At 61.2% G+C, this 19,986-nt stretch carries 12 protein-coding genes and 1 pseudogene; 10 read left to right on the top strand and 3 right to left on the bottom strand.

Annotated elements, in window-relative coordinates; translation table 11 throughout:
- Nucleotides 1-3: 3 nt before the first annotated feature.
- Complete coding sequence (locus tag J4G32_RS00065; protein WP_210482681.1) at nt 4-6,462, bottom strand: peroxidase family protein; 6,459 nt, start codon at nt 6,460-6,462, stop codon at nt 4-6.
- Between the two features lie 363 nt (nt 6,463-6,825).
- Between J4G32_RS00065 and J4G32_RS00060 the strand changes: the two genes are divergently transcribed.
- From J4G32_RS00060 to J4G32_RS00025, 8 genes are all read left to right on the top strand, one after another.
- Nucleotides 6,826-8,229, top strand: a complete 1,404-nt coding sequence (locus J4G32_RS00060) for a sensor histidine kinase (protein ID WP_210482679.1) — start codon at nt 6,826-6,828, stop codon at nt 8,227-8,229.
- Nucleotides 8,219-8,872, top strand: coding sequence for a response regulator (locus J4G32_RS00055; RefSeq protein WP_210482677.1), 654 nt, complete (start codon nt 8,219-8,221; stop codon nt 8,870-8,872). The genes J4G32_RS00060 and J4G32_RS00055 overlap by 11 nt, the downstream gene beginning before the upstream one ends.
- 816 nt (nt 8,873-9,688) lie before the next feature.
- Nucleotides 9,689-10,069 (top strand): rhodanese-like domain-containing protein, encoded by a 381-nt coding sequence (locus J4G32_RS00050; protein ID WP_210482674.1) that lies wholly within the window; start codon nt 9,689-9,691, stop codon nt 10,067-10,069.
- 383 nt (nt 10,070-10,452) lie between these two features.
- Nucleotides 10,453-11,553, top strand: coding sequence for an ATP-NAD kinase family protein (locus J4G32_RS00045; RefSeq protein WP_210482666.1), 1,101 nt, complete (start codon nt 10,453-10,455; stop codon nt 11,551-11,553).
- 127 nt (nt 11,554-11,680) lie between these two features.
- Nucleotides 11,681-13,093, top strand: coding sequence for an aminomethyl-transferring glycine dehydrogenase subunit GcvPA (gene gcvPA, locus J4G32_RS00040; protein WP_210482663.1), 1,413 nt, complete (start codon nt 11,681-11,683; stop codon nt 13,091-13,093).
- Nucleotides 13,090-14,658: an aminomethyl-transferring glycine dehydrogenase subunit GcvPB gene (gene gcvPB / locus J4G32_RS00035; protein WP_210482661.1), complete on the top strand. Its 1,569-nt coding sequence runs from the start codon at nt 13,090-13,092 to the stop codon at nt 14,656-14,658. Before gcvPA ends, gcvPB begins: the two co-directional genes overlap by 4 nt.
- A gap of 126 nt (nt 14,659-14,784) precedes the next feature.
- On the top strand, nt 14,785-16,269 hold the full coding sequence (locus J4G32_RS00030; RefSeq protein ID WP_281413513.1) for an NAD-dependent succinate-semialdehyde dehydrogenase: 1,485 nt from the start codon (nt 14,785-14,787) through the stop codon (nt 16,267-16,269).
- 48 nt (nt 16,270-16,317) lie between these two features.
- Nucleotides 16,318-17,091 (top strand): IclR family transcriptional regulator domain-containing protein, encoded by a 774-nt coding sequence (locus J4G32_RS00025; protein ID WP_210482659.1) that lies wholly within the window; start codon nt 16,318-16,320, stop codon nt 17,089-17,091.
- 22 nt (nt 17,092-17,113) lie between these two features.
- Here the strand turns inward: J4G32_RS00025 and J4G32_RS00020 are convergent, their stop codons facing one another.
- Nucleotides 17,114-18,070 (bottom strand): 3-hydroxyacyl-CoA dehydrogenase, encoded by a 957-nt coding sequence (locus tag J4G32_RS00020; protein WP_210482657.1) that lies wholly within the window; start codon nt 18,068-18,070, stop codon nt 17,114-17,116.
- 189 nt (nt 18,071-18,259) lie between these two features.
- Here J4G32_RS00020 and J4G32_RS00015 point away from each other — a divergent pair, with 189 nt between their 5' ends.
- Together J4G32_RS00015 and J4G32_RS00010 are read left to right on the top strand one after the other, a co-directional pair.
- Entirely contained in the window at nt 18,260-19,015 is a 756-nt protein-coding gene (locus tag J4G32_RS00015) for an SDR family NAD(P)-dependent oxidoreductase (protein WP_210482655.1), read from the top strand.
- Between the two features lie 39 nt (nt 19,016-19,054).
- Nucleotides 19,055-19,822 carry an SDR family NAD(P)-dependent oxidoreductase gene (locus tag J4G32_RS00010; RefSeq protein WP_210482653.1) on the top strand — a complete coding sequence of 256 codons (768 nt, stop codon included), beginning with the start codon at nt 19,055-19,057 and terminating at the stop codon, nt 19,820-19,822.
- A gap of 56 nt (nt 19,823-19,878) precedes the next feature.
- On the opposite strand, the pseudogene J4G32_RS00005 reads toward J4G32_RS00010, so the two are convergent.
- Nucleotides 19,879-19,986, bottom strand: a pseudogene (locus J4G32_RS00005) (IS5/IS1182 family transposase); the annotation flags it as partial.

The following is a 19,986-nucleotide window of genomic DNA, read 5'->3' as shown; positions in this document are numbered from 1 at the left end:
GGATCAGAAGATGAAGTCGGTCTGATCGAGATCGGACGCGGTGACGCCCTTCAGAACGAGGATCTCACTGCCATGGCTGATGAGAGTGTCGTTGCCCTGCTGCAGGAGGGTGAGGTCCGACAGGTCGTCCACACGTTGCAGCGCCCGGGTGTCGATCCGGTCCTGCCCGTGTCGGAAATCGACCACGGTATCCCGGCCGGCCCCGCGATCGAAAACGAAGATATCGTGGCCCGCATTGCCCTTGAGGGTGTCGTCCCCGCTCCCGCCTGAGAGCCTGTCGTTGCCGGCACCCCCCAGGAGGATGTCGTTGCCCGCCCCTCCGATCAGCACGTCGTCTCCAGTCCCGCCGTCCAGGCGATCATCGCCGCTGCCGCCTTTGAGAACGTCCCGGCCGCTTGCGCCTTTCAGAACGTTGTCGCCGGCATTGCCCGTCAACGCGTTGTCGAGGTTGTTGCCGCTGCCGCGCAGGTCGGCGGAACCGACGAGCAGGAGCTTTTCGACATTGGCGGCCATGACATGCGTGGCGGACGCGATCACCGTGTCTGTCCCCTGCCCCCGATATTCCACCACTCGGTCGAGGCGGCTGTCGACGTAGTAGACATCGTTGCCGAGGCTGCCCGCCATCGTGTCGTTGCCACTGCCGCCCACCAGGGTATCGTTGCCGGTGCCCCCGTAGAGCCGGTCATTGCCTTCCTGGCCATAAAGCCTGTCGTGTCCGGCATTGCCATAGAGCTGGTCGGCTCCGGCATCGCCTTCAAGAATATCGCTGCGGGCACCGCCAGTGAGGTGGTGGTCCATAATCGCGCGCCCGACCGGCACGTCCACCACCGGCGGCAGGGCGGCGGCCTCCACGAAAGTCGGCGTTCCGGAGCTTGCAAAGGTGACCTTGTGCGTGTCGCAACCCAGTGTCGACGTGCCGTCGCCGTTATCGACAAGGGTGTAATCTGCCACCGTCATGCCGGGCGCCAACTCGATGACGTCCGCTGCCCGCAGAGTCCCGACAATGGTGTCGTTGCCGCCCTGCGAGCGGAACACGATACGGTGGGCAGATGCGAGTTCCGAGATGTCGATGGTGTCGTCGCCCGCGGTACCGTTCACCGTGATGGTATTGTAGTTCAAGCTGGTGCTCGTGAAGTCACCGATGACGAGAACTGAATCGCCGCTGCCCGCTGTGCCGCCCGTCGGTCCGCCTGGAACCGCCACGCTGCGCGTTCCGATGGAGATCTCCTCGATGTTATCGAGCTCGGCAATGATCGACGCGTTGTTGGTGCCGTTCCGCGTGATCACGATCTCAGTGTTGGCCGCAAGACCCGTCATGCCAGCGGCGATGGCCGCGTCGCGGGTGTAGACCCGGAAGACCTCCGACGTGCTGGCCCGCCCATCGATATCATAGGTGTCCTCGCCCGCCCCTCCGTCGATGATGTCGCGACCGTCGGTGCTCCCGGTCGCATTCGCGTCCCAGTTGATGGTGTCGCTGCCATCGCCGGCCAGGATGACATCATCGCCGGTACCGGCATCGATCACGTCGTTCCCGGAAAATCCGAGAACCAGATCCTCGCCCGTTCCGCCGTTGAGCGCGTTGCTGCCGCCTGTGCCCTGGCGGAGCGTGAGGTTCTGGGTGCCAAATCGCAGAATTTCGATGCCGCTCAGGGTATCGGTCCCATCCGCCCCCAGGGTGTCCGCCACCACGAGATTGGCGCCGGCAAGCGAGAAGGAATAGTTCGTCACTGGCCCCGAGAATACAGCCGTATCGCCAGCGCCGAAAAGGGAGTTCGCGCCGCCTTCCAGACGGTCGTTTCCTTGCCCACCCATCAGGGTGTCGGCGCCCCCGTTTCCGTCCAGGTCATCATCCCCGGCATTGCCGTTGAGAACGTCGGAGAACAGCGACCCATCGGCGATGTCGTCGCCGGCGGTGCCGTTGAATGTCGATGACAGGACGGCGTCCCAGTCGACACCCACCGCCCGCGTGGCCGCAGACACAAGACTTTCGACGTTTCCTCGACCGTCCGTGAAGGTCACCGCGGCACGAAGCTGCAATCCCGCATGATCTCCGAACGACGTCAGAAGGTTATCGTCAGGGGTGAAATTTGCCGCTGTCGCACCTGCGATGTTGGTCCAGGTCACGCCGTCCGCCGAGGATTGCCATTGATACGAGAAGGCGCCCAGGCCGTTGGCATCCTGAATGCCGTCGGTCACGACAGTCAGCGTCTGCCCCTCGGTCGGCGTCATGTCGCTGATGATCGGAAGCCCGGTGGCGGGGCTGTTGATGAGATCCTCGACCGCGAATTCTCCATCCGCGAAGCGCAGGCGCTCGATGTTGAACAGACGATCGATGCCATCCGAAATGCGATTATTGCCGGTCGTCGGATCCGTCTCGGCCGTCACCGTGACGTGTTCCACGGTGACGCTCCCGTCGCCGTTGCGGACGAACGTGTAGTTATCGACGCTGTCGCCGTAGACCGCAACGTCCACATCTCCCGCCTCATTCCCGTCGAGGATCTCCCGGACGATGTGAAGCTGGCCGGGATTGAGGGTTGCGTCGAACATCAGCGCATCGAGCGTCCGCCCTCCGAACAGCTCCTGCCCGCTGGCATTGAACACCTTTGACGACATGCCGTCAGCGGAGCCGATTTCGAACCCTTGCGCGTTGTGGATGGCAATCCGGACATTGAGCCAACGGTCACCATCGATGATGTCGTTGCCGGCCTTTCCTTCGGTGGTATCATTGCCGCCGCCGCCCAGAAGAATATCGGACGCGTCCGCCGTATCCATCACGATCAGTTCCGCATTGCCGTTCTGGTCCCGAATGACATTGCCGTCAGCATCGGTCGCCACGGTTCTTTCGCGGTGTGCCACGAGGGTGTCCAGACCCCGGATGAGTCCGACATTCTTTTCCAGCAGCGCGTTGGAATACGATTCCAGAGGTGCATCTGGACCCGGAATCGCAGCCGTTCCTGTCGCCTCCGCGCGGGTGTTCACGGCGACCACGCGACCCGTCAGGCGATCGTCATGCTTCCAGCCCGAGAGTCCCTCGACGAGATCGAAGCGATCGCGCAGGATGAAGGCCTCCTGATTGGCGAAAATGGGGATCCCGAGATCTGAATTGGCGGCCGTTGCATCGCCCTTGTGGATGGCCCAGTCAAACCCCGCCATGCCATTGTTGCGCTGAATGCCATCGCTCTGGAACATGATGTCATCGCCGGATTCCGCGTCGTAGTCGCCGTCGCTCCCGCCGGCGTTCAGGACGTCGTGTCCGATGATCGTCGAATTGAACATCAGCTCGGAGTTCTCGCCGGCCAAGGTGTCGAAGCGGCCGCCGCCTTCCAGCCAGTCGTCGCCCTCGTTGCCGAGCAGGAAATCGCCGCCATCGCCGCCCATGATGAAATCGTTGCCGGTTCCCCCGAGCACGTGCTTCCCGTCGGGTCCGCCGACGATGAAGTCCTTGCCCTCATTGCCGAAGATGAGTGCCAGACCGCTGCCCCCGTGGATGACGTCGTTGCCGCCTTCGCCATGCAGGAAATCGGCCATTCCGATATCGGTACCCGCGTTGGTGATGATGTCGTCGCCATCGCCGCCATGGACGATGTCCACTCCGTAGCCGGCCTCGATCGTGTCATTGCCGCCACGCCCCCAGATGGTGTCATCGCCTTCGCCTGCGACCAGCAGATCGTCTTCTGAGGTTCCCCCGAGGACTACGTGGGCCGAGCCGTTGTAGATCAGGACGTCGTTGTCCCCATCGCCGTCCACGTCGCGCCGCACGACCAGCGGGGCGATCGTATCCATAATCACATCGGCTGGATTGGGTGTCGGATCGGTGGGATCGACGCGGGACGGGTCAGCGCCGATCTGGCGAGTTTGATCCAGTTCGAGGGTGTAATCCGGGGTTGAGAAGATATCGCCCGGCAATGCCGTCGCGTTTTCATCGCCCAGGTCCGTGTTCCGCATGATGATGTCGGTGAGCGAGTTATTCTCCAGTTCGTTGAGCAGGTTGAGCCCCTGAACCCGGGAGAGGTAATAGAACCGATCGGCCTCCTGCAGGTTTTCCATCTGCAGTTCGAACACGAAGCTGAAGGTCGACCCCAGCATCCCGCCGAAATCCATCTTCTTTTCGGCCAGTCCGCCGACCCAGAGGTCGATGTCGTTCAGGCCGGTCTCCCGGTTGGCCCAGGTTCCGACGGAATTCAGGAAGTCCACCCGGTCGGCCGGCGCATCGGCGCCGCCGAGCACAAGGAGGAGCGCGGCGGCCCGCTTGCCGTCGATGGTGGTCTCGGCCGTGACTGTCGGGTGCTGCCCATAGGCGGCAATGAAGTTGATGATGGATGCCGGGTTGTTGATGTTGAGCGCAAAATCCGCCCAGCTGACATAGGGCTTCAGCTGCGAGTCTCGCCCTGCCATGGCCTGGAACTGGGCCCGCGCTTCGTTCAGCGTCGGGAGTCCCATGTCGCGGCCGCGGGCGATGTTCAGGGCCGCAAGGTCGAGCGGGATGCCGACAAGCTGGTTGCGCAGAACGTCGGTCACGAATTCGTCGATCTCGTTGCCGGCCTGGCGCGACATGCCGCGGATGATCGCTCCTGCGGCCTCATGATGATCGACGATGACGTTTCCTTCAGCATCCACGCTGCCCAGTGCCAGGGGATTGAGGAAGCCCTCGAACAGACTGATGTTGTAGGAGGTGCCGTTGGCGTTGATCCGATCGATGTTCTCATTCAGCATCGAGTGGCCGAAGCGATAGACGGCCTGCGCGAACTCCGTGAAGATGGCGGGATTGATGTCCGATGACGGTTCGAAGAGGAACGCGTCCACATCCGGCTGCATCTTGCGGCCGAATTCCTCGAATACCAGATGCTGGTATTCCATCTCGTTGGTGAAGCGGCCGGCCTGGAACAGACGCTCGCCATCCCACTGGAGGGACGCCGCATCAGCCTGGCTTGGAAACGACGTGACATCCGTGCGCAGCCACTCATTGAGGAAGGCGAGATCGCCGGAGCTGAAAATGACCTCCTTCAGCTGGTCGACGATGGCATTGTGCTCGGAATGGAAGACGTGATGAATCGCCGTAAGGCCGATATTCTCGTTTCCGCGGCCGTCACCGGTGATGTAATGCGCGTCAAGAAGCTCGTTGTCGTATGAGGTCTGCTTGCCCTGCCCGTTGAAGGCGCCGGAATAGCCGACATCGCTGTCGCTGTCCTGTTGCAGGACGCCCCCGATCAGGACCGGAACCGCCGCGTGGGCGATATCGTCAAGGAACGCGTGGCCGGTGCGCACCGCCGATGTGAGACTGACGGGCGCGTCGGGCGTGCCCGACACGACGATATCGTCCGCGGTGTTCGGAACGCCATCGGCGCCGATGCCGACGATCACCTGGGCATAGCCGGTCACCGGATCGGGAATGAAACGGCCGTAAGGGTCGGTTCGCAGGAGCGGTACATTGGCCACATCCGCGTCGGTCAACTCGATGCCCAGCATCGTGCGGGCCTGCTCCTTGACGTCCGCCCACGTCGCGAGGCCGCGCTCGCCGTTGAGCAACCTACCGGTCGCCAGCGTCTCACCGTCTTCCCGCGCATATTCGCGCAGGAACACCTGGTGGGAAGCGTGCGACGTATAAGTCTGATTCTGGTCGACCCATGGCGTCGTGGTGTTGGTGGCGCCGGGCGTCGCCCGCGTCATGACCATAAAGTTCGTATGCGGCGTGAGGGGATTGTAGAGCGGATCGTCCGGCGCCAGCGGGATATAGACCGTGCCGTTGCCGCCCTTGGCGATGAGATCGAGCCCGTGATCGAAAAACTGCCCGAACAGGGTCATCATGGAATTGTAGGGAGCCGAGTCGCCGATATCCGGCGAGACGTTGACGAAGGTGTAGTTCCAGACCGGCTCGCCGGGCGTCACCGCGTTTCCATCGCCGTCGAGGACCGGCGCCGTCTCCCAGACCGGTTCGCCATCCGCGGTCAGCAATGCCGTCCGCGAAACCGCCTTTCCTTCCGCCAACATCGACTCGTAGAGGGCCTTTGCGGCCGGGTTGTTGCTCGTCTGGTCGAGGATGAGGTTTGAGATCAGCCGGGGATCCGCGTCCACGACCGTTCCAGCCGGCAGGAACTGACCCGGCGCAGGGGTCCCGCCCGTCGAGGCGTAGTTGTTGTTGGTCAGCCAGACGGGATTGGCGGGCGTTCCAAACATCAGTGCATCGTCACCCTCGTTGAGATAACTCGCCGGCGACATCGAGACGAACGGCTGGTCTGCCGCGCCCCACTGCTCTCGCCCGTCGATGAGGTTGTTGTAACTTCCATCGACAGTCCGCAGGCCGTAGGGGAGAAGGTGCGCCTGGGCAGGCGTGTCAGCAGCGTTCGGGTCGAACCCACCCGCCTGCGCGACGAGTTGCTGGAGATCTCCACCAGCCGCGTGCGCTTCGGCGATCTTAATCTGCTTGAGCATGAACTCGAGGTCGTGCTTGACAAGGTTTACCATGATCGTTTCTCCGGACTGGCGATGGCGGGGTTCATTTCGACTTAGAAGCGCAGCAAAGAGATGCGCTCACCAGACGGACTGAGGTCCCGGGAGGGGTCGGGCGCGACCTACGACCTTGGTCGGGCGACAGGTCGGACCTTTTGCGGAAGCCATTGGCAAGCCATTGAGAAGTATCGTTTTTTCGACGTACGCCGAGACCGGTCGCGGAGCAGCCGGCGGCTCGGCCGCCGTCCCCGGCGGACAAATGCAAACGGGGTACCAAATCCGAATAGTCCTTTTGAGACGAGCCCGCTATTCTCTGTCCATGAGTACTTTTGCAAGAGCCTGTTCGTGCGACTCTGCAACCCGGCAGAGCTCCGACCCATGAGTCTTCAGGCCACTTTCACGTCTGCCGGGAAAAGGTCACAGCAGAACCTCGCGCGGCAGTTCCTGTTCGTTGCGTCCGGCGTTCTTCTGTTCGGGATGATCGCACAAGGCGTCTGGGTGACGCGCAAGATCGAGGAAGGCGTCACCGACGTTGCGGCCACCCAGGCGGCGCTTTACATCAACAGCTTCGTGGCTCCCCATCTCCAGGAGCTGGCCCACCGCGACTCTCTGTCTGTCCAAAATATCGAGGCGCTCAATGTCGCCATGACGAGTCGGGCGGTGCGGGACCATGTGACGGCGATCAATGTCTGGAAGCGCGAAGGCTTGATCGCCTACAGCACGCAGGCGGACCTGATCGGCCGCCGTTTTCCTGCGAACCCCAGCCCCAACATTGCCTGGGAGGGTGCGGTCACGACCGTTTTCGACAACCTCGCCTTCGAGGAAGATCACAGGGAGATCACGAACGGCTTCCAGGTGCTAGAAGTCTATGCGCCGATTCGGGATTTTAACTCGGGAAACGTCATCGCAGTCCTCGAATTTCACGAACGCGCCGAGCCGCTGGCTGCCGAACTCAAGCAAGCGCAGTGGCACAGCTGGGGCGTCTCAGGCCTGATCACAATCCTCATGATCGGCGCGCTCTTTTCGATTGTGGCAAGGGGAAGCAAGACTATCGATCAGCAACGGCTCGCTCTGTCTGCGCGGGTGGCCGAGCTCTCGACCCTTCTTCACCAGAACGATATCCTGCGCGGTCGCATCGCGCTGGGCGCGCAGAATGCCGCCGACAATCTCGAGCGCGGAATCCGTCGCCTGGGGTACGATCTCCACGACGGCGTAGCCCAGCTCGTCAGCCTCGCTCTTCTGCGCCTCGATCGGTTGCAGCCGGGTAAGGATGGAGCCGAAAACATGGAAAGAATTCGCGAGGCTCTCCTGGAAGCCCTTGCGGACATTCGCAATCTCTGCCGCGGCATGCTGCTCCCGGAGGTCGAGAAACTTGGCTTCTCCGAGGCGCTTCGCTACATGGTGGCCCATCACGAACGCAAGACGGGAACGAAAGTCGAAAGTTCGTTCAACAACCTGCCGTCGCGGGCGCCTGATTTCGTCAAGATCTCGCTGTGCCGCTTTCTGCAAGAAGGTCTCAACAACTCATTCAAGCACGGCAATGCCGCCAATCAACGTGTCTCGGTCTGCGGCGACGGCAAAGCCGTCATCATCGACATTTCGGACGACGGACCCGGCATCGGCGTCAGTCTCGACAACGGGGACGTTCGTCTCGGGCTGAAAGGTCTGCGCGACCGGATCAGCAGCCTTGGCGGAGAGCTGACGATCGTCAGCAAACCCGGAGAGGGAACGGCACTCTCGGCGCGGTTGCCCCTGCCAGAGGATGATGCTCATGGCGGATAAGACCATCCGAATTGCCGTGGTGGACGACCACCCGATCTATCGGGAAGGAATCATCTACGCTCTCACATCCGAACAGGATTTCGAGATCGTCGGGGAAGGCGGCACGGCGGACGAAGCGCTTTCCCTCTGCGACGGACATGCACCCGACGTGGTTATCCTCGATGTGGCTATGCCGGGCGGCGGGCTGTCGGCGGTTGCAGCCATCAAGCGACGTCATCCGGGGATCAACATCATCATGCTGACCGTCGATGATGGGCTGGAAAGCGTCCGGCAGGCTCTGCAGGAAGGCGCCCGCGGATACTTGCTCAAAGGCACAGCGAGTGCGGAACTTGTCCAGATCGTCCGGCTGATCCATGCGGGCGGGACATACGTGCCCCCAAGCCTTGCGGCCGATCTTCTGTTTGAGATCGAAGAGCGCGCGCCGGTTGGGCAGGATTTAAAATCCTGGCATGAGCCGTTGTCCGAGAGGGAAGAGGAAATTCTGAAAATGATCGGCCTTGCCAGCAGCAACAAGGAGATTGCTGCGCGAATGGGCCTGTCGGAAAAAACCGTGAAGTGGCACGTCACACGCATCCTGCAGAAGCTCAATGTGAAAAAGCGACTCCAGGCTGCTATGGTCGTGGCCAGCCGGGGAAAACGGTAATGGCGATCGCCCGCGCCTGACCTCCACCTTGCTTGCCTCCGTCACGCCCGTCAGCGAGATACCGCGGGCCCCGAGGGGCAACGGACGTCACGCCCTGATCTCCTCGCCAATGCTCCGCCCGCCGTGCCGCAATGTCAGCACCGAGACACGTCGCGGTGACCGGCAAGGTGTGTTGGAACGGCGCCGAGAGCAACCCGTCAGCCGTCCCGACAAAACTTGTCGGTCATCCGAACCCAGTTCTAAGGTTCGGCGCCGACCTTGCCCCCGGGGTTCTCAGCCTCAACCCCGGCGATCAATTTCGCCAGGACCCTTCTCGCGTGGATCCCGCGCGGACGCCTGATCGAATTGCGACCACAAGCGGACGACTTTCTCCCCGGCTGAGCGAAAAGCGGGAGCCGCGAGCCTACCAGCTCCTGCGCCTATCCCCGGCAACACGGCACGGAGTGACACTCCCATGGTCGTTTTCATTCAACATCATGTCCTCCATCAACCTCCCCGCATCGTGATGAGATTTCTCGATCTATCGTCCAGTTTTTGAACGTTGAGACAAAACCCGGTATTTTTCGCCCCGACATGGAAGGAAGCAACGTCGCATTCGATGCATTTCGCAATGAGAAATCGTGACTTACGGACTGAGACCCAGCCGGTGTATGCCAGGGGGCGCCGCGCTCCGCAGGCTGATTTCGACGATCACCAGGGCGGCGACCGTGCGTTTGACCTCGCGAGAGACTCAACTCATTCTCACTTGACATGAGTCTTCTCGGGGCGGAGCCTTCTCCCTCGTCCGATGGGAATGTCCGTGCGGGGAATGAAACGATGGCCAAGAACGTGAAAGATATGCTGGGCGAAGCAAACGCGGTCGTCACGAAACTGCCGCCGCCTGATGCCGTGGCAAAGATCCGATCAGGCCACGTGCTCGTCGTGGACGTTCGTGATCCATCCGAGGTCCAGCAAACGGGAAAGATCAAAGGGGCCGTGAACGTTTCGCGCGGCATGTTGGAGTTCCGCGCCGATCCTGAGAGCCAGTATCACAATCCGGCTTTTCAGAAGGACAAGACCATTCTTCTTCACTGCGCGTCTGGTGGACGTTCGGCTCTGGCAGCAAAAACACTCCAGGACATGGGCTACACAGCGGTGTTCAATATCGGCGGGTTCAAGGATCTGGCTGATGCCGGCGTTGAGGTGGAGCCCGCGTAGGACATGTTGACAAAGTGGACTCCCAAATTGGCACTGAATGGTCCCTTTCGCGCAGAGCGTAGGGCCGTCTCGTGCGACAGTCCGGATGGATTGGATTGCTTCCTGCTTGGCGTTCAGCGAACTTCCAACTTGTTGGGCTGGCGCCGAGTCGGCGCAGGCGACTCATGCCTGCGAAAGGCCTGGTCCCGTTCCCAAAACAACCCGAGCGGCATTCCGAGAGGCTGTGAGGAAACAATTCGAGGCGTTCCCCAGATCGTGGGCCTGAACCAGATTAGGGCCTGAATTCAGACCACGCCGTTCAAGAATTTCCTTTGGCTTGCTGTGCGATGCGTTAGCCTTTCCGCATGACATTGCATCTTAAACGGCAGACAAGGACCTTGGGGGTGATCGTCAATCCGATCGCTGGAATGGGCGGTCCGGTGGCTCTCAAAGGCACGGATGGCCCTGCCGATGTGGCAACGGCATTGCGACTCGGCGGTCAGCCCCTTGCGAATGATCGTGCCCGCCGAGCCCTTATGGCCCTTGCGGCGACAGGACCTCTGGAGATCATGACAGCTGGTGGCCTCATGGGCGAGGATGCGGTGAGGCAGGCCGGCCATCGGCCCATCGTCGTCCATCATCCGGCCGCCAGTTCGACGTCGCTCGATACCCGCAACGCAGCGCAGGAAATGCGCGATGCCCACTGCGGATTGATTCTTTTTGCGGGCGGCGACGGCACAGCTCGGGACATTTTCGGGATAGTCGAGGACAAGGCCTTGATGCTCGGTATCCCAACCGGGGTGAAAATGCATTCCGGCGTGTTCGGAACAACTCCGGAGAGCGCCGGCCAGCTGGCAGCCCTCTGTCTGTCGCAGGACGCGATCCAACTCCAGACCTGCGAGGCGGAGATCATGGATCGGGATGACCGTCCTGGCACAGACGGACGGTTTGCAACCCGACTCTTTGGCTACGCGAGGACGCCCTTCGAGCGCCGCTTGATCCAAAGCGCGAAATCGACTGTCGGACACGGCGACGACGCTTCGCTTGAAGCGCTGTGTGCCCAACTGGCCGAAACGCTGACCCCAGGGTGCCTCTATATCCTTGGGCCCGGAACCACGACGGCACGGATCCTGCACCATCTCGGCCTTGGGGGCTCCCTGCTCGGCATCGACGCCGTCAGAGACGGACGCCTGGTAGGGCGCGACCTTACAGAGAGTGACATTCTCGCGCTGCTCGATACCGGCCCCGCCAAGGCGATTGTAGGCGTCATCGGTGGCCAGGGTTGCCTGTTCGGACGCGGCAATCAGCAGTTGGGCGCTCGGGCGCTCGCACGGATCGGCCGGGAGAACGTGATCGTGGCGGCCTCGTTGAACAAGATCACCGGCCTCAAGCCGGCCCGTCTTTTCGTGGACACAGGAGACATATCCCTGGATGCCGTTTTTTCAGGATTTATCCCGGTTCAGATCGGTCCAGGCCGCAGCGTAATGCTGCGTGTTGGGGGCTGAGCTAAAACCAATCGCGGGATATTGCCGCTTTCGCACATTTGTGCGAATTTGAGCATTATCATCGCGCGCCCCCTAGCCGGGTCTCAAAAATCCGCTTTTCGTGGGCCGCTGCAGCCGAGGTATGATCGTGACGTACGCACGTGGGACCGCTCACCCTTGGATGGCCAATTCGGTCGAGAGCACCAAACAGGAAATGCTCGCGGCGATCGGTGCAAAAACCATCGAGGAATTGTTCGAGCAAATCCCCGCCGACCATCGTCTTTCTCGCCCCCTCGCTCTGCCGCCGGCCCTGAGCTCCGAGAGCGAATTGCGGCGTCATCTGATACAGACCCTGTCGAAGAATCAGACCTGCGAAGCCAACCTCAATTTTCTTGGCGCGGGGTGCTGGCAACATTATGTGCCTGCGGTTTGCGAGGAGATCGTCCGCCGTTCCGAATTCCTTACCTCTGTGTTCGGGTCGCCCATGTCCGACCATGGCCGCAACCAGGCCTGGTTCGAGTTCTGTAGCCAGATCGGCGAATTGGTGAACATGGAATTGGTTGGGCTCCCGGTATACAGCTGGGGCTGCGCGGCCGGTCACGCGCTGAGGATGGCGTCGCGCATTACAGGACGAAGAGAAGTTCTGGTGGTGAAGGCGATCGATCCGGAGCGCCTGTCGGTCATTCGCAACTACTGCGAACCGCCGGAGATGTCGGATCATCTTGCGGTCACGCTCGTCGCCTATGACCCCGCCACCGGCCTTCTTGATCTGTCTGACCTCCGCGCAAAACTCAATGAGCGCGTTGCGGCCGTCTACTTTGAAACACCGTCGTATTTCGGCATCATCGAGTCGCAAGGCGCAGAGATCGCGGCATTGGCCAGGGCTCACGGCGCGGAGACCATTGTCGGCGCGGATCCGATTTCCCTTGGCGTCCTGGCAGCGCCCGCCGATTTCGGTGCCGATATCACTGTCGGCCCGACGCAACCTTTGGGCGTCCATATGAACTGCGGTGGCGGCGTCGGTGGATACATCGCGTCGCGCGACGAAGTGAAATATGCCCGCGAATATCCCACCCTGATGATCAGCATTGGTGAGACCATCAAGGCCGGGGAGCGGGGGTTCGGCCTGAGCCTGTTCCATCAATCGTCCTACGGCATGCGCGACAAGGGGAAGGATTGGACAGGTAACTCTGTTTACATGTGGGCTGTCGCGAACGCTGTCTACATGTCGCTGCTGGGACCTGAGGGCTTTCACGACGTCGGGACGCTCATTCTTCAGCGCGCCCACTACGCCGCAAAGCGTCTGGAGGAGATACCCGGCATCAGGATCAGGCTTGAGGGTCCGTTCTTCAAGGAATTCGTCGTCGATTTCAATGAGACCGGGATGAGCGTCGCTGAGATTAATCGACGCTTGCGCAAGGAGGCGATTTTCGGGGGCAAGGATCTTTCCGCGGATTTCCCGGAGCTCGGCCAAGCCGCCTTGTTCTGCGTCACAGAGATTCACAGTCAGTCTGATCTCGACAGGCTTCACTCCGCGCTGAGCAAGGCTCTTGCCTCATGACAAACGCCATCAAACTTCGCAACTATCACGCGGCGGTGTGGGACGAACCCGTCGTCATGGAGATGGGACATCCCGGCCGGCGCGGAATCGTGTTTCCGCAGGCGGAAGACGCCTTGCGCGCGGCTGCGGGGAGCATCGACGCGATGATCCCTGCGAGTATGCGGCGCAAGGCGAGGCCCTCTCTTCCGGAGTTGTCCGAGCCCGAAGTGCTGCGGCACTATCTCCACCTGTCGCAGCAGACGCTCGGCATGATGGGCATCAGTCTCTTCGGGACGTGCACGATGAAATACAACGCGCCGGTCAACGAAGCCGTCGTTGCGCGCCCGGAGCTGGCGCAGGTGCATCCCCATCAGAGCGAGGAAGATCTGCAGGGTACCCTCGAGATCGTCCATAATTTCGATCTCATCCTGCGCGAATTGTCGGGCATGGATCAGTTCGTCTTTCAGGCGGGCGGCGGCGCGGATGCAGCCTATACCCATTGCTGCGTGACACGCGCCTACCATGCATCGCGCGGCGAACTCGAACAACGCGACGAGATCATCACCACCATCCAGACCCATCCGTGCAATCCCGCGACAGCGGCTGCGGCAGGGTTCAAGGTGATCACGCTGATGCTCGAGGAAGACGGTTATCCGTCCCTCGAGGCGCTGAAAGCCGCTGTGTCGAACCGCACGGCCGCCCTGATGATCAACAATCCGGACGACATGGGAATTTATAATCCTCATATCAAGGAATGGGTGCGGATCGTTCACGAGGCTGGCGGCCTCTGCTTCTACGACCACGCGAACTTCAATGGCGTCATGGGCAAGATCCGGGCGCGAGAGATCGGTTTCGACGCCTGCATGTACATGCTCCATAAGACCTTTGGTGCCCCGAAAGGCGGCGGCGGGCCTGCCGTGGGCGCCTATGGCTGTTCGGAGGCCCTCGCCCCATTCCTTCCGGCTCCGGTGGTGATCAAGACGGAGAACGGCTACGCGCTCGATTCCGACCGGCCCCACAGCACCGGGAAGGTTCGGGAGTTCTGGGGCAACATTCCGCAGGTGGTGAAAGCCTATGCGTGGGCGCGCAGCATGGGAGCCGAGGGGATCAATGAGGCATCCGATATCTCGGTGCTGGCCAACAACTACATGGAAGTCGGTCTGCTCGGGATCAGGGGCATCACCCGCTCTAACCCTGACGTGGATTCATGGCGGATGGAGATGACCCGGTACAGCCTCGAGACCATGAAGGCCGAAACCGGGATCGGCACCCTGGACGTGCAAAATCGCATGGTGGATTTCGGCATGGACGCTTACTGGCTGAGTCATGAGCCGTGGCTGGTGCCGGAGCCGTTCACGCCGGAAGCTGGTGAGATGTATTCGAAAGAGGATCTCGACTACTGGATCGCGGTCCTCGCGCAAATCTCCGCGGAAGCCTATGCGACGCCGGACCTTGTCAAGACCGCGCCGCACAATCAGTCCATCCACCAGATGAAGTACGAGAGCCTGGAAGATCCCGACCGCTGGGCCATGACCTGGCGGGCGTACAAAAGGAAGCGACCCTCCGTGGGGAATAGCGACTCGTAGAAAGATCAGAAACCTCCCGGCCGCCCACCCATTAATGAACATTTGTGCGCATTTTTGCGGGTGGGGTGCTAGAGTGTCCTTCGTTAAATCCCAACGCCGTTTTGGAGCGAGAGCCCCGTGCTTGATCTGGCCACAACTCAAACCCGCAACCTGCCCGTGTTGAAAGACCCGGGCCTTCTCCAAAGCGAGCTGTTCATTGACGGCGCTTGGTGCCCCTCCTCCGACGGCAAGACGCTGGATGTCACCAATCCGGCCAACGGGTCTTTGGTCGCCACAGTGGCAAGTGCCTCCCGCGAGGATACGGTCCGGGCCATCGAAGCGGCGCATCGCGCCCTCCCCGCCTGGGCGGCCAAGACGGCGAAGGAACGTTCGTCGATCCTGAGGCGGTGGTTCGACTTGATGGTGCTGCACGCGGACGATCTCGCGGCGATTCTGACTGCTGAGCAGGGCAAACCACTGAAGGAAGCCAAAGGAGAAATTCTCTACGGCGCGGCCTTCATCGAATGGTATGCCGAAGAGGCGAAGCGCATCTATGGCGAAACCATTCCGCACAATTCCGATGGTCGGCGCCTGATCGTCATTCATCAGCCGGTCGGGGTCTGCGCGGCCATCACCCCATGGAATTTTCCGATGGCGATGATCACCCGTAAGGCCGGCCCCGCGCTGGCCGCCGGGTGCACCATGGTGCTCAAGCCAGCAAGCGCCACGCCGCTTTCGGCGCTGGCCATGGGCGAGCTTGCAAGGCGTGCCGGCATTCCTGATGGCGTATTCAGCGTTCTCGCCGGGTCCGCCAGCGTTGTCGGCGACGAGCTGGCCACCAACCCGATTGTCCGCAAGTTGACGTTCACTGGTTCGACCGAAGTGGGCAAAGCGCTCATGCAGAAATGCGCCAGCACCGTGAAGAAAATGTCGCTCGAACTCGGGGGAAACGCGCCCGTTCTGGTCTTCAACGACGCGGATATCGAGACAGCCGTGGCCGGAACGATCGCATCCAAGTTTCGCAATACTGGACAGACCTGTGTCTGCGCGAACCGCATTCTCGTGCAGTCGGCCATTTATGAGCCATTTGTGAAGCGTCTTTCAGAGGCCGTAGCCGCACTTAAAGTCGGCGACGGCTTGGACCCTGACTCCGAACAAGGGCCCCTTATCGACGAAGCGGCAGTCGCCAAGGTGGAGGAGCATATTGCGGATGCTCTGGAAAACGGCGCGGAGATTTTGGTCGGCGGCAGCCGCCACTCTCTCGGCGGGACGTTCTTTCAGCCGACGGTCATCTCTGGCGTCACGCCCACCATGCGCGTCGCCAGGGAAGAAACGTTTGGACCGTTGGCACCCGTGTTTCGCTTCGAGACCGAAGAAGAGGGCATTGCCCTTGCGAATGCGACGGAGTTCGGGCTGGCCGCCTACTATTTCACCCGCGATCTCGGCCGTATGTGGCGGGTTGGTGAAGCGCTCGAGTTCGGGGTCGTTGGCGTCAATACCGGAATTATTTCTTACGAGGGCGCTCCCTTCGGGGGGATGAAGGAATCGGGGACAGGGCGCGAGGGCTCCCGGCACGGAATTGCAGACTTTCTCGAGATAAAGTATCTGTGCGTAGCCGGTCTGGAGAAGTGACGCCGATCACCTCCTGCCTCCCTCCCTTTTAGAATTGATATTTGCCATATGCCCGAAATCGTCGAACAGGAAAGCCGCGACTTTGTAAACTCTCTCGCGCGCGGACTGGAGGTTATCCGGTCGTTCACCCGCAACAAGCCCGCCATGACGCTGAGTGAAGTGGCGGAGCGGACCGACATGAACCGGGCCGCCGCAAGGCGCTTTCTGCTGACGCTCGTCCGTGAGGGCTATGCCGAGACGAATGGCAAATATTTTCGCCTCCGGCCGAAGGTGCTGGAACTCGGCTTCTCGGTTCTCGCATCAATGGACCTCACGGAAGTTCTGCGTCCCGTCATGGACGAACTCGCCGAGAAACTGGAGGAATCCTGCTTCGCCGCAGTGCTGGACCGTGACTCCGTCATCTACATCGCGCGAGCAGAGTCCCGCCGTTTCGTCAACGTGGGCATCAGCATTGGCAGCCGCGCTCCGGCGCACGCCATGTCGAGTGGACGGGTTCTCCTGGCCGCACTGCCGGATGCCGAATTCGAGGCCTACCTCGAAGCGCTCAAGGTCGAGAAGCTGACGCCCAATACCATGACCTCGAAGGTGAAATTGCGCGCCGCCATTGATGAGGCCCGCCGCCAGGGCTGGGCCATCGTCGATCAGGAATATGAAATCGGCCTGCGATCGATGTCAGTGCCGATCAAGGACCGAGCGGGGACAACAGTCGCGGCCCTGAACATCACGTGCCCGACGCCGCGCGTCACTCTGGACGATATGCGTGTCCGTTTCTTGCCGGAACTGCAGGCCGGCGCACAGCGGATCGCCATGGGACTTCCATAAAGCCAGCGCGAAGGGGACTGTTTCAGGGTTCGTCCGTGGAGACGCGGATCTTGGCCATTGCCATGAGCTTCCGGTCCCGCCATGCAACGCGTTCCTCCCAGGCGCTGAGCGGTAGCTTGGCGCGACGCTCGGCGCTTACCTTTGCCACGAGATCGTCTGTCCAGGGATCGTTTTGTCCCCGCTCCGCCCCCATCCGCGCATATGCGGGTCCTAACCGTTTCGCATGCGCCTCGATGCCGCCGCGGGTATTGAGGTCCACCGTTTCGAACGGGCCGATGATTGACCAGCGCGGTCCCAAGCCTTCGCGCATGACGGAGTCGATGTCCTCGACGGATGCGACGCCGTCGCGAACGAGACAATAGGCCTCCCGGAGAACCGCCCCTTGTAGCCGGTTGAACACAAAACCTTCGACCTCCTTCCGCACTCTCACCGGGACCATGCCAGCGCCCGACAGAATCGCCTCTGCGCGATCCACGATTGCGGGCTCGGTAAATGGAGCCGGCACAAGTTCAACGACACGAATGAGATAGGGTGGATTGCCCGGGTGGATCACCAGCACCCTGGCGCGGCTAGGCAAATGACCCGCAAACTGCGATGCGGCGATGGCCGATGATGAACTTGCGAGGACGCATTCAGCGGGCGCAGCAACATCAAGCGCCGAGAAGACGATACGTTTAATCTCGAGATTTTCCGGGACGGCTTCAAGCACGAGCTCCGCTTCTGCGACGCTTTCCGCGAGGTCCCGGCACCACCGCACGCGTGCGGCGATGGTGTGCGGTGGTTCGTCGATGAGGTTGAAGCTCTCAAGCGCCGCGAGCCGTGACGAAAGATCGCCCTTCGCTACTTCGAGCCGTCCGATGTCCGTATCCTGTACCGCCACCGGATGGCCTGCGCGTGCGAATACGATAGCCCATGCCACACCGATGCTTCCCGAACCGATGATGGCGATGGGAGACTTGCGGACAAGAGCCTCGACCATTGGAGTGCACCCCTTGAGGAAGACGAACAGTTGTTCGTATATCGCACGTTCGATCGGAAGATCAATTGCCGGCGTTCCTCTTGGTTGCTCCACGTTCACGAAGGCGAGGAAAAACGCGAACATTTGTGCGTTTTCGTTTTGCAGACGTGGGCAGATTTGGCAGAGTAATGGAAATTAGAGGATGAAGACATGGGGCTGTTGAAGAACCGCGTCGCACTCGTCACAGGCGCCGGTGGTGGCCTCGGCCGAGCGATTGCCCACCGCCTGCAGAGCGAAGGTGCGACTGGCATCGCGCTCGATCTCGATGAAGATGCCGTGGCTCAGGCGGCTCCCTCTGGATGGATTTCCGCCAAGGTCGACGTACGGAGCGCCGCTGAATTGCAGGCAGCCGTCGCGAAAGTTCGCGAGCAGTTTGGACGACTCGACATCGTGGTGGCAAATGCCGGGCTTGTGCCGCCCTGGAGAGAAACAGAGACTATCGATTTCGATGAATGGGACAGAGTGTTCGCCGTCAATGTGAGGGGCGTAGCCGCAACGATCAAAGCGGTCGTCCCTGCCATGAAAAAGGACGGTGGATCAATCATCGCGCTGGGTTCATTGAATTCCTGGAAGGCCCATGGCCGTCAATGCCTTTACTCGGCTACCAAACATGCCGTCCTCGGCATCGTTCGCGCGACCGCGCTCGATCTCGGACGCTACGGGATTCGGGTCAACGCCGTGGGGCCCGGAGCGATCGCGACGGAAGCGTTGATCACGCGGATGACAACGCGCGCGGCAGAAGGTGGTCTTTCTGTCGAGGACGCCCTGCGCCAGAATGCAGAACAGAGCGCCTTGCAGCGAATGGCGACCGATGAAGACGTTGCGAATTCAGTGTTGTTTCTCGCCAGTGACCTGTCAGCGGCGCAGACCGGATTGCTGCTACCGGTTGACGCTGGAATCGCCTGAGCACAGCGACCTGATTCAGACACTAACGGAGACGTCCACATGCAGAATCTTGCCGACAAGGTGGTTCTCGTAACCGGAGCCTCGAAGGGAATCGGCTCTGCCATTGCACGAGCGCTCGGCGAAGCGGGCGCGAGGGTCATTGCACAATACGGCAGCGATCTCGCAGGCGCGCAATCGGCCACGTCCGATATCCCGGAGGATCGCAAAATGCTGTTGCAGGCGGACCTCAGCGACATGGGTGCTGTGGAGGCTTTATGGAGCGCCGCGCTTGGCTGGCGAGGCAGGATTGATGTCGTCGTCAACAATGCCGCGGTGATGTTGTGGGATGGTGGCATTGATGAAGATGACGCTGCCTGGGACCGCGTCTGGTCAGAAACCCTTCAGGTTAACGTGCTGGCGCCTGCGAGAATTCTGCGCAACGCCGTTCGGCATTTTCGCCAGAGCAAGGGTGGCATCATCATCACGATTTCGAGCTGGTCGGCGCAGCGTGGAAGCACCGATCCGGACACGATCGCGTACGCCGCCTCCAAGGCCGCCATCAAAGCCGCGACGCAGACCCTCGCCCGGGGATATGCGAAGGAGAACATTTTCACTTACGTGGTCGCGCCGGGCGTCGTGCAGACCCAGATGTCTGAAAATTTTGCGGCTTCGCAGGGTGGTGCAGCGGCCGTCAATTCCAGTCTCGCCATGGGCGAGTGGGTACCTCCACGGGAAATAGCTGCTCTCGTGACATTCCTGGCCTCGGGAGAATGCCGCCACCTCAGCGGCGCAACCCTCGACGTCAATGGGGCGAGCTATGTTCGCTGAGTGGGGATCAGCCGGTCAAGACCGATTCCCGACGGCTTAGGGTCAGGACTCATTGGCTATAGCCAGAAGATGACGGTGGCGGCGAGGGCGATGGCTGAGAAGAAGACCGTCGGGCATCGATCGTAGCGTGTAGCGACACGACGCCAGTCCTTCAGGCGTCCGAA

Origin of the sequence: Microvirga antarctica (assembly GCF_017921815.1) — a bacterium.
GTDB classification, from domain to species: domain Bacteria; phylum Pseudomonadota; class Alphaproteobacteria; order Rhizobiales; family Beijerinckiaceae; genus Microvirga; species Microvirga antarctica.
The sequence above is the reverse complement of the archived record's forward strand: the minus strand, read 5'-3'. Positions and strand labels throughout refer to the sequence as shown.

Excerpts from the sequence above, each read along its gene's own strand:
- J4G32_RS00065 (WP_210482681.1), bottom strand. The coding sequence starts at position 6,462 with ATGGTAAACCTTGTCAAGCACGACCTCGAGTTCATGCTCAAGCAGATT.
- J4G32_RS00060 (WP_210482679.1), top strand. The coding sequence starts at position 6,826 with ATGAGTCTTCAGGCCACTTTCACGTCTGCCGGGAAAAGGTCACAGCAG.
- J4G32_RS00055 (WP_210482677.1), top strand. The coding sequence starts at position 8,219 with ATGGCGGATAAGACCATCCGAATTGCCGTGGTGGACGACCACCCGATC.
- J4G32_RS00050 (WP_210482674.1), top strand. The coding sequence starts at position 9,689 with ATGGCCAAGAACGTGAAAGATATGCTGGGCGAAGCAAACGCGGTCGTC.
- gcvPB (WP_210482661.1), top strand. The coding sequence starts at position 13,090 with ATGACAAACGCCATCAAACTTCGCAACTATCACGCGGCGGTGTGGGAC.
- J4G32_RS00025 (WP_210482659.1), top strand. The coding sequence starts at position 16,318 with ATGCCCGAAATCGTCGAACAGGAAAGCCGCGACTTTGTAAACTCTCTC.
- J4G32_RS00020 (WP_210482657.1), bottom strand. The coding sequence starts at position 18,070 with ATGGTCGAGGCTCTTGTCCGCAAGTCTCCCATCGCCATCATCGGTTCG.
- J4G32_RS00015 (WP_210482655.1), top strand. The coding sequence starts at position 18,260 with ATGGGGCTGTTGAAGAACCGCGTCGCACTCGTCACAGGCGCCGGTGGT.
- J4G32_RS00010 (WP_210482653.1), top strand. The coding sequence starts at position 19,055 with ATGCAGAATCTTGCCGACAAGGTGGTTCTCGTAACCGGAGCCTCGAAG.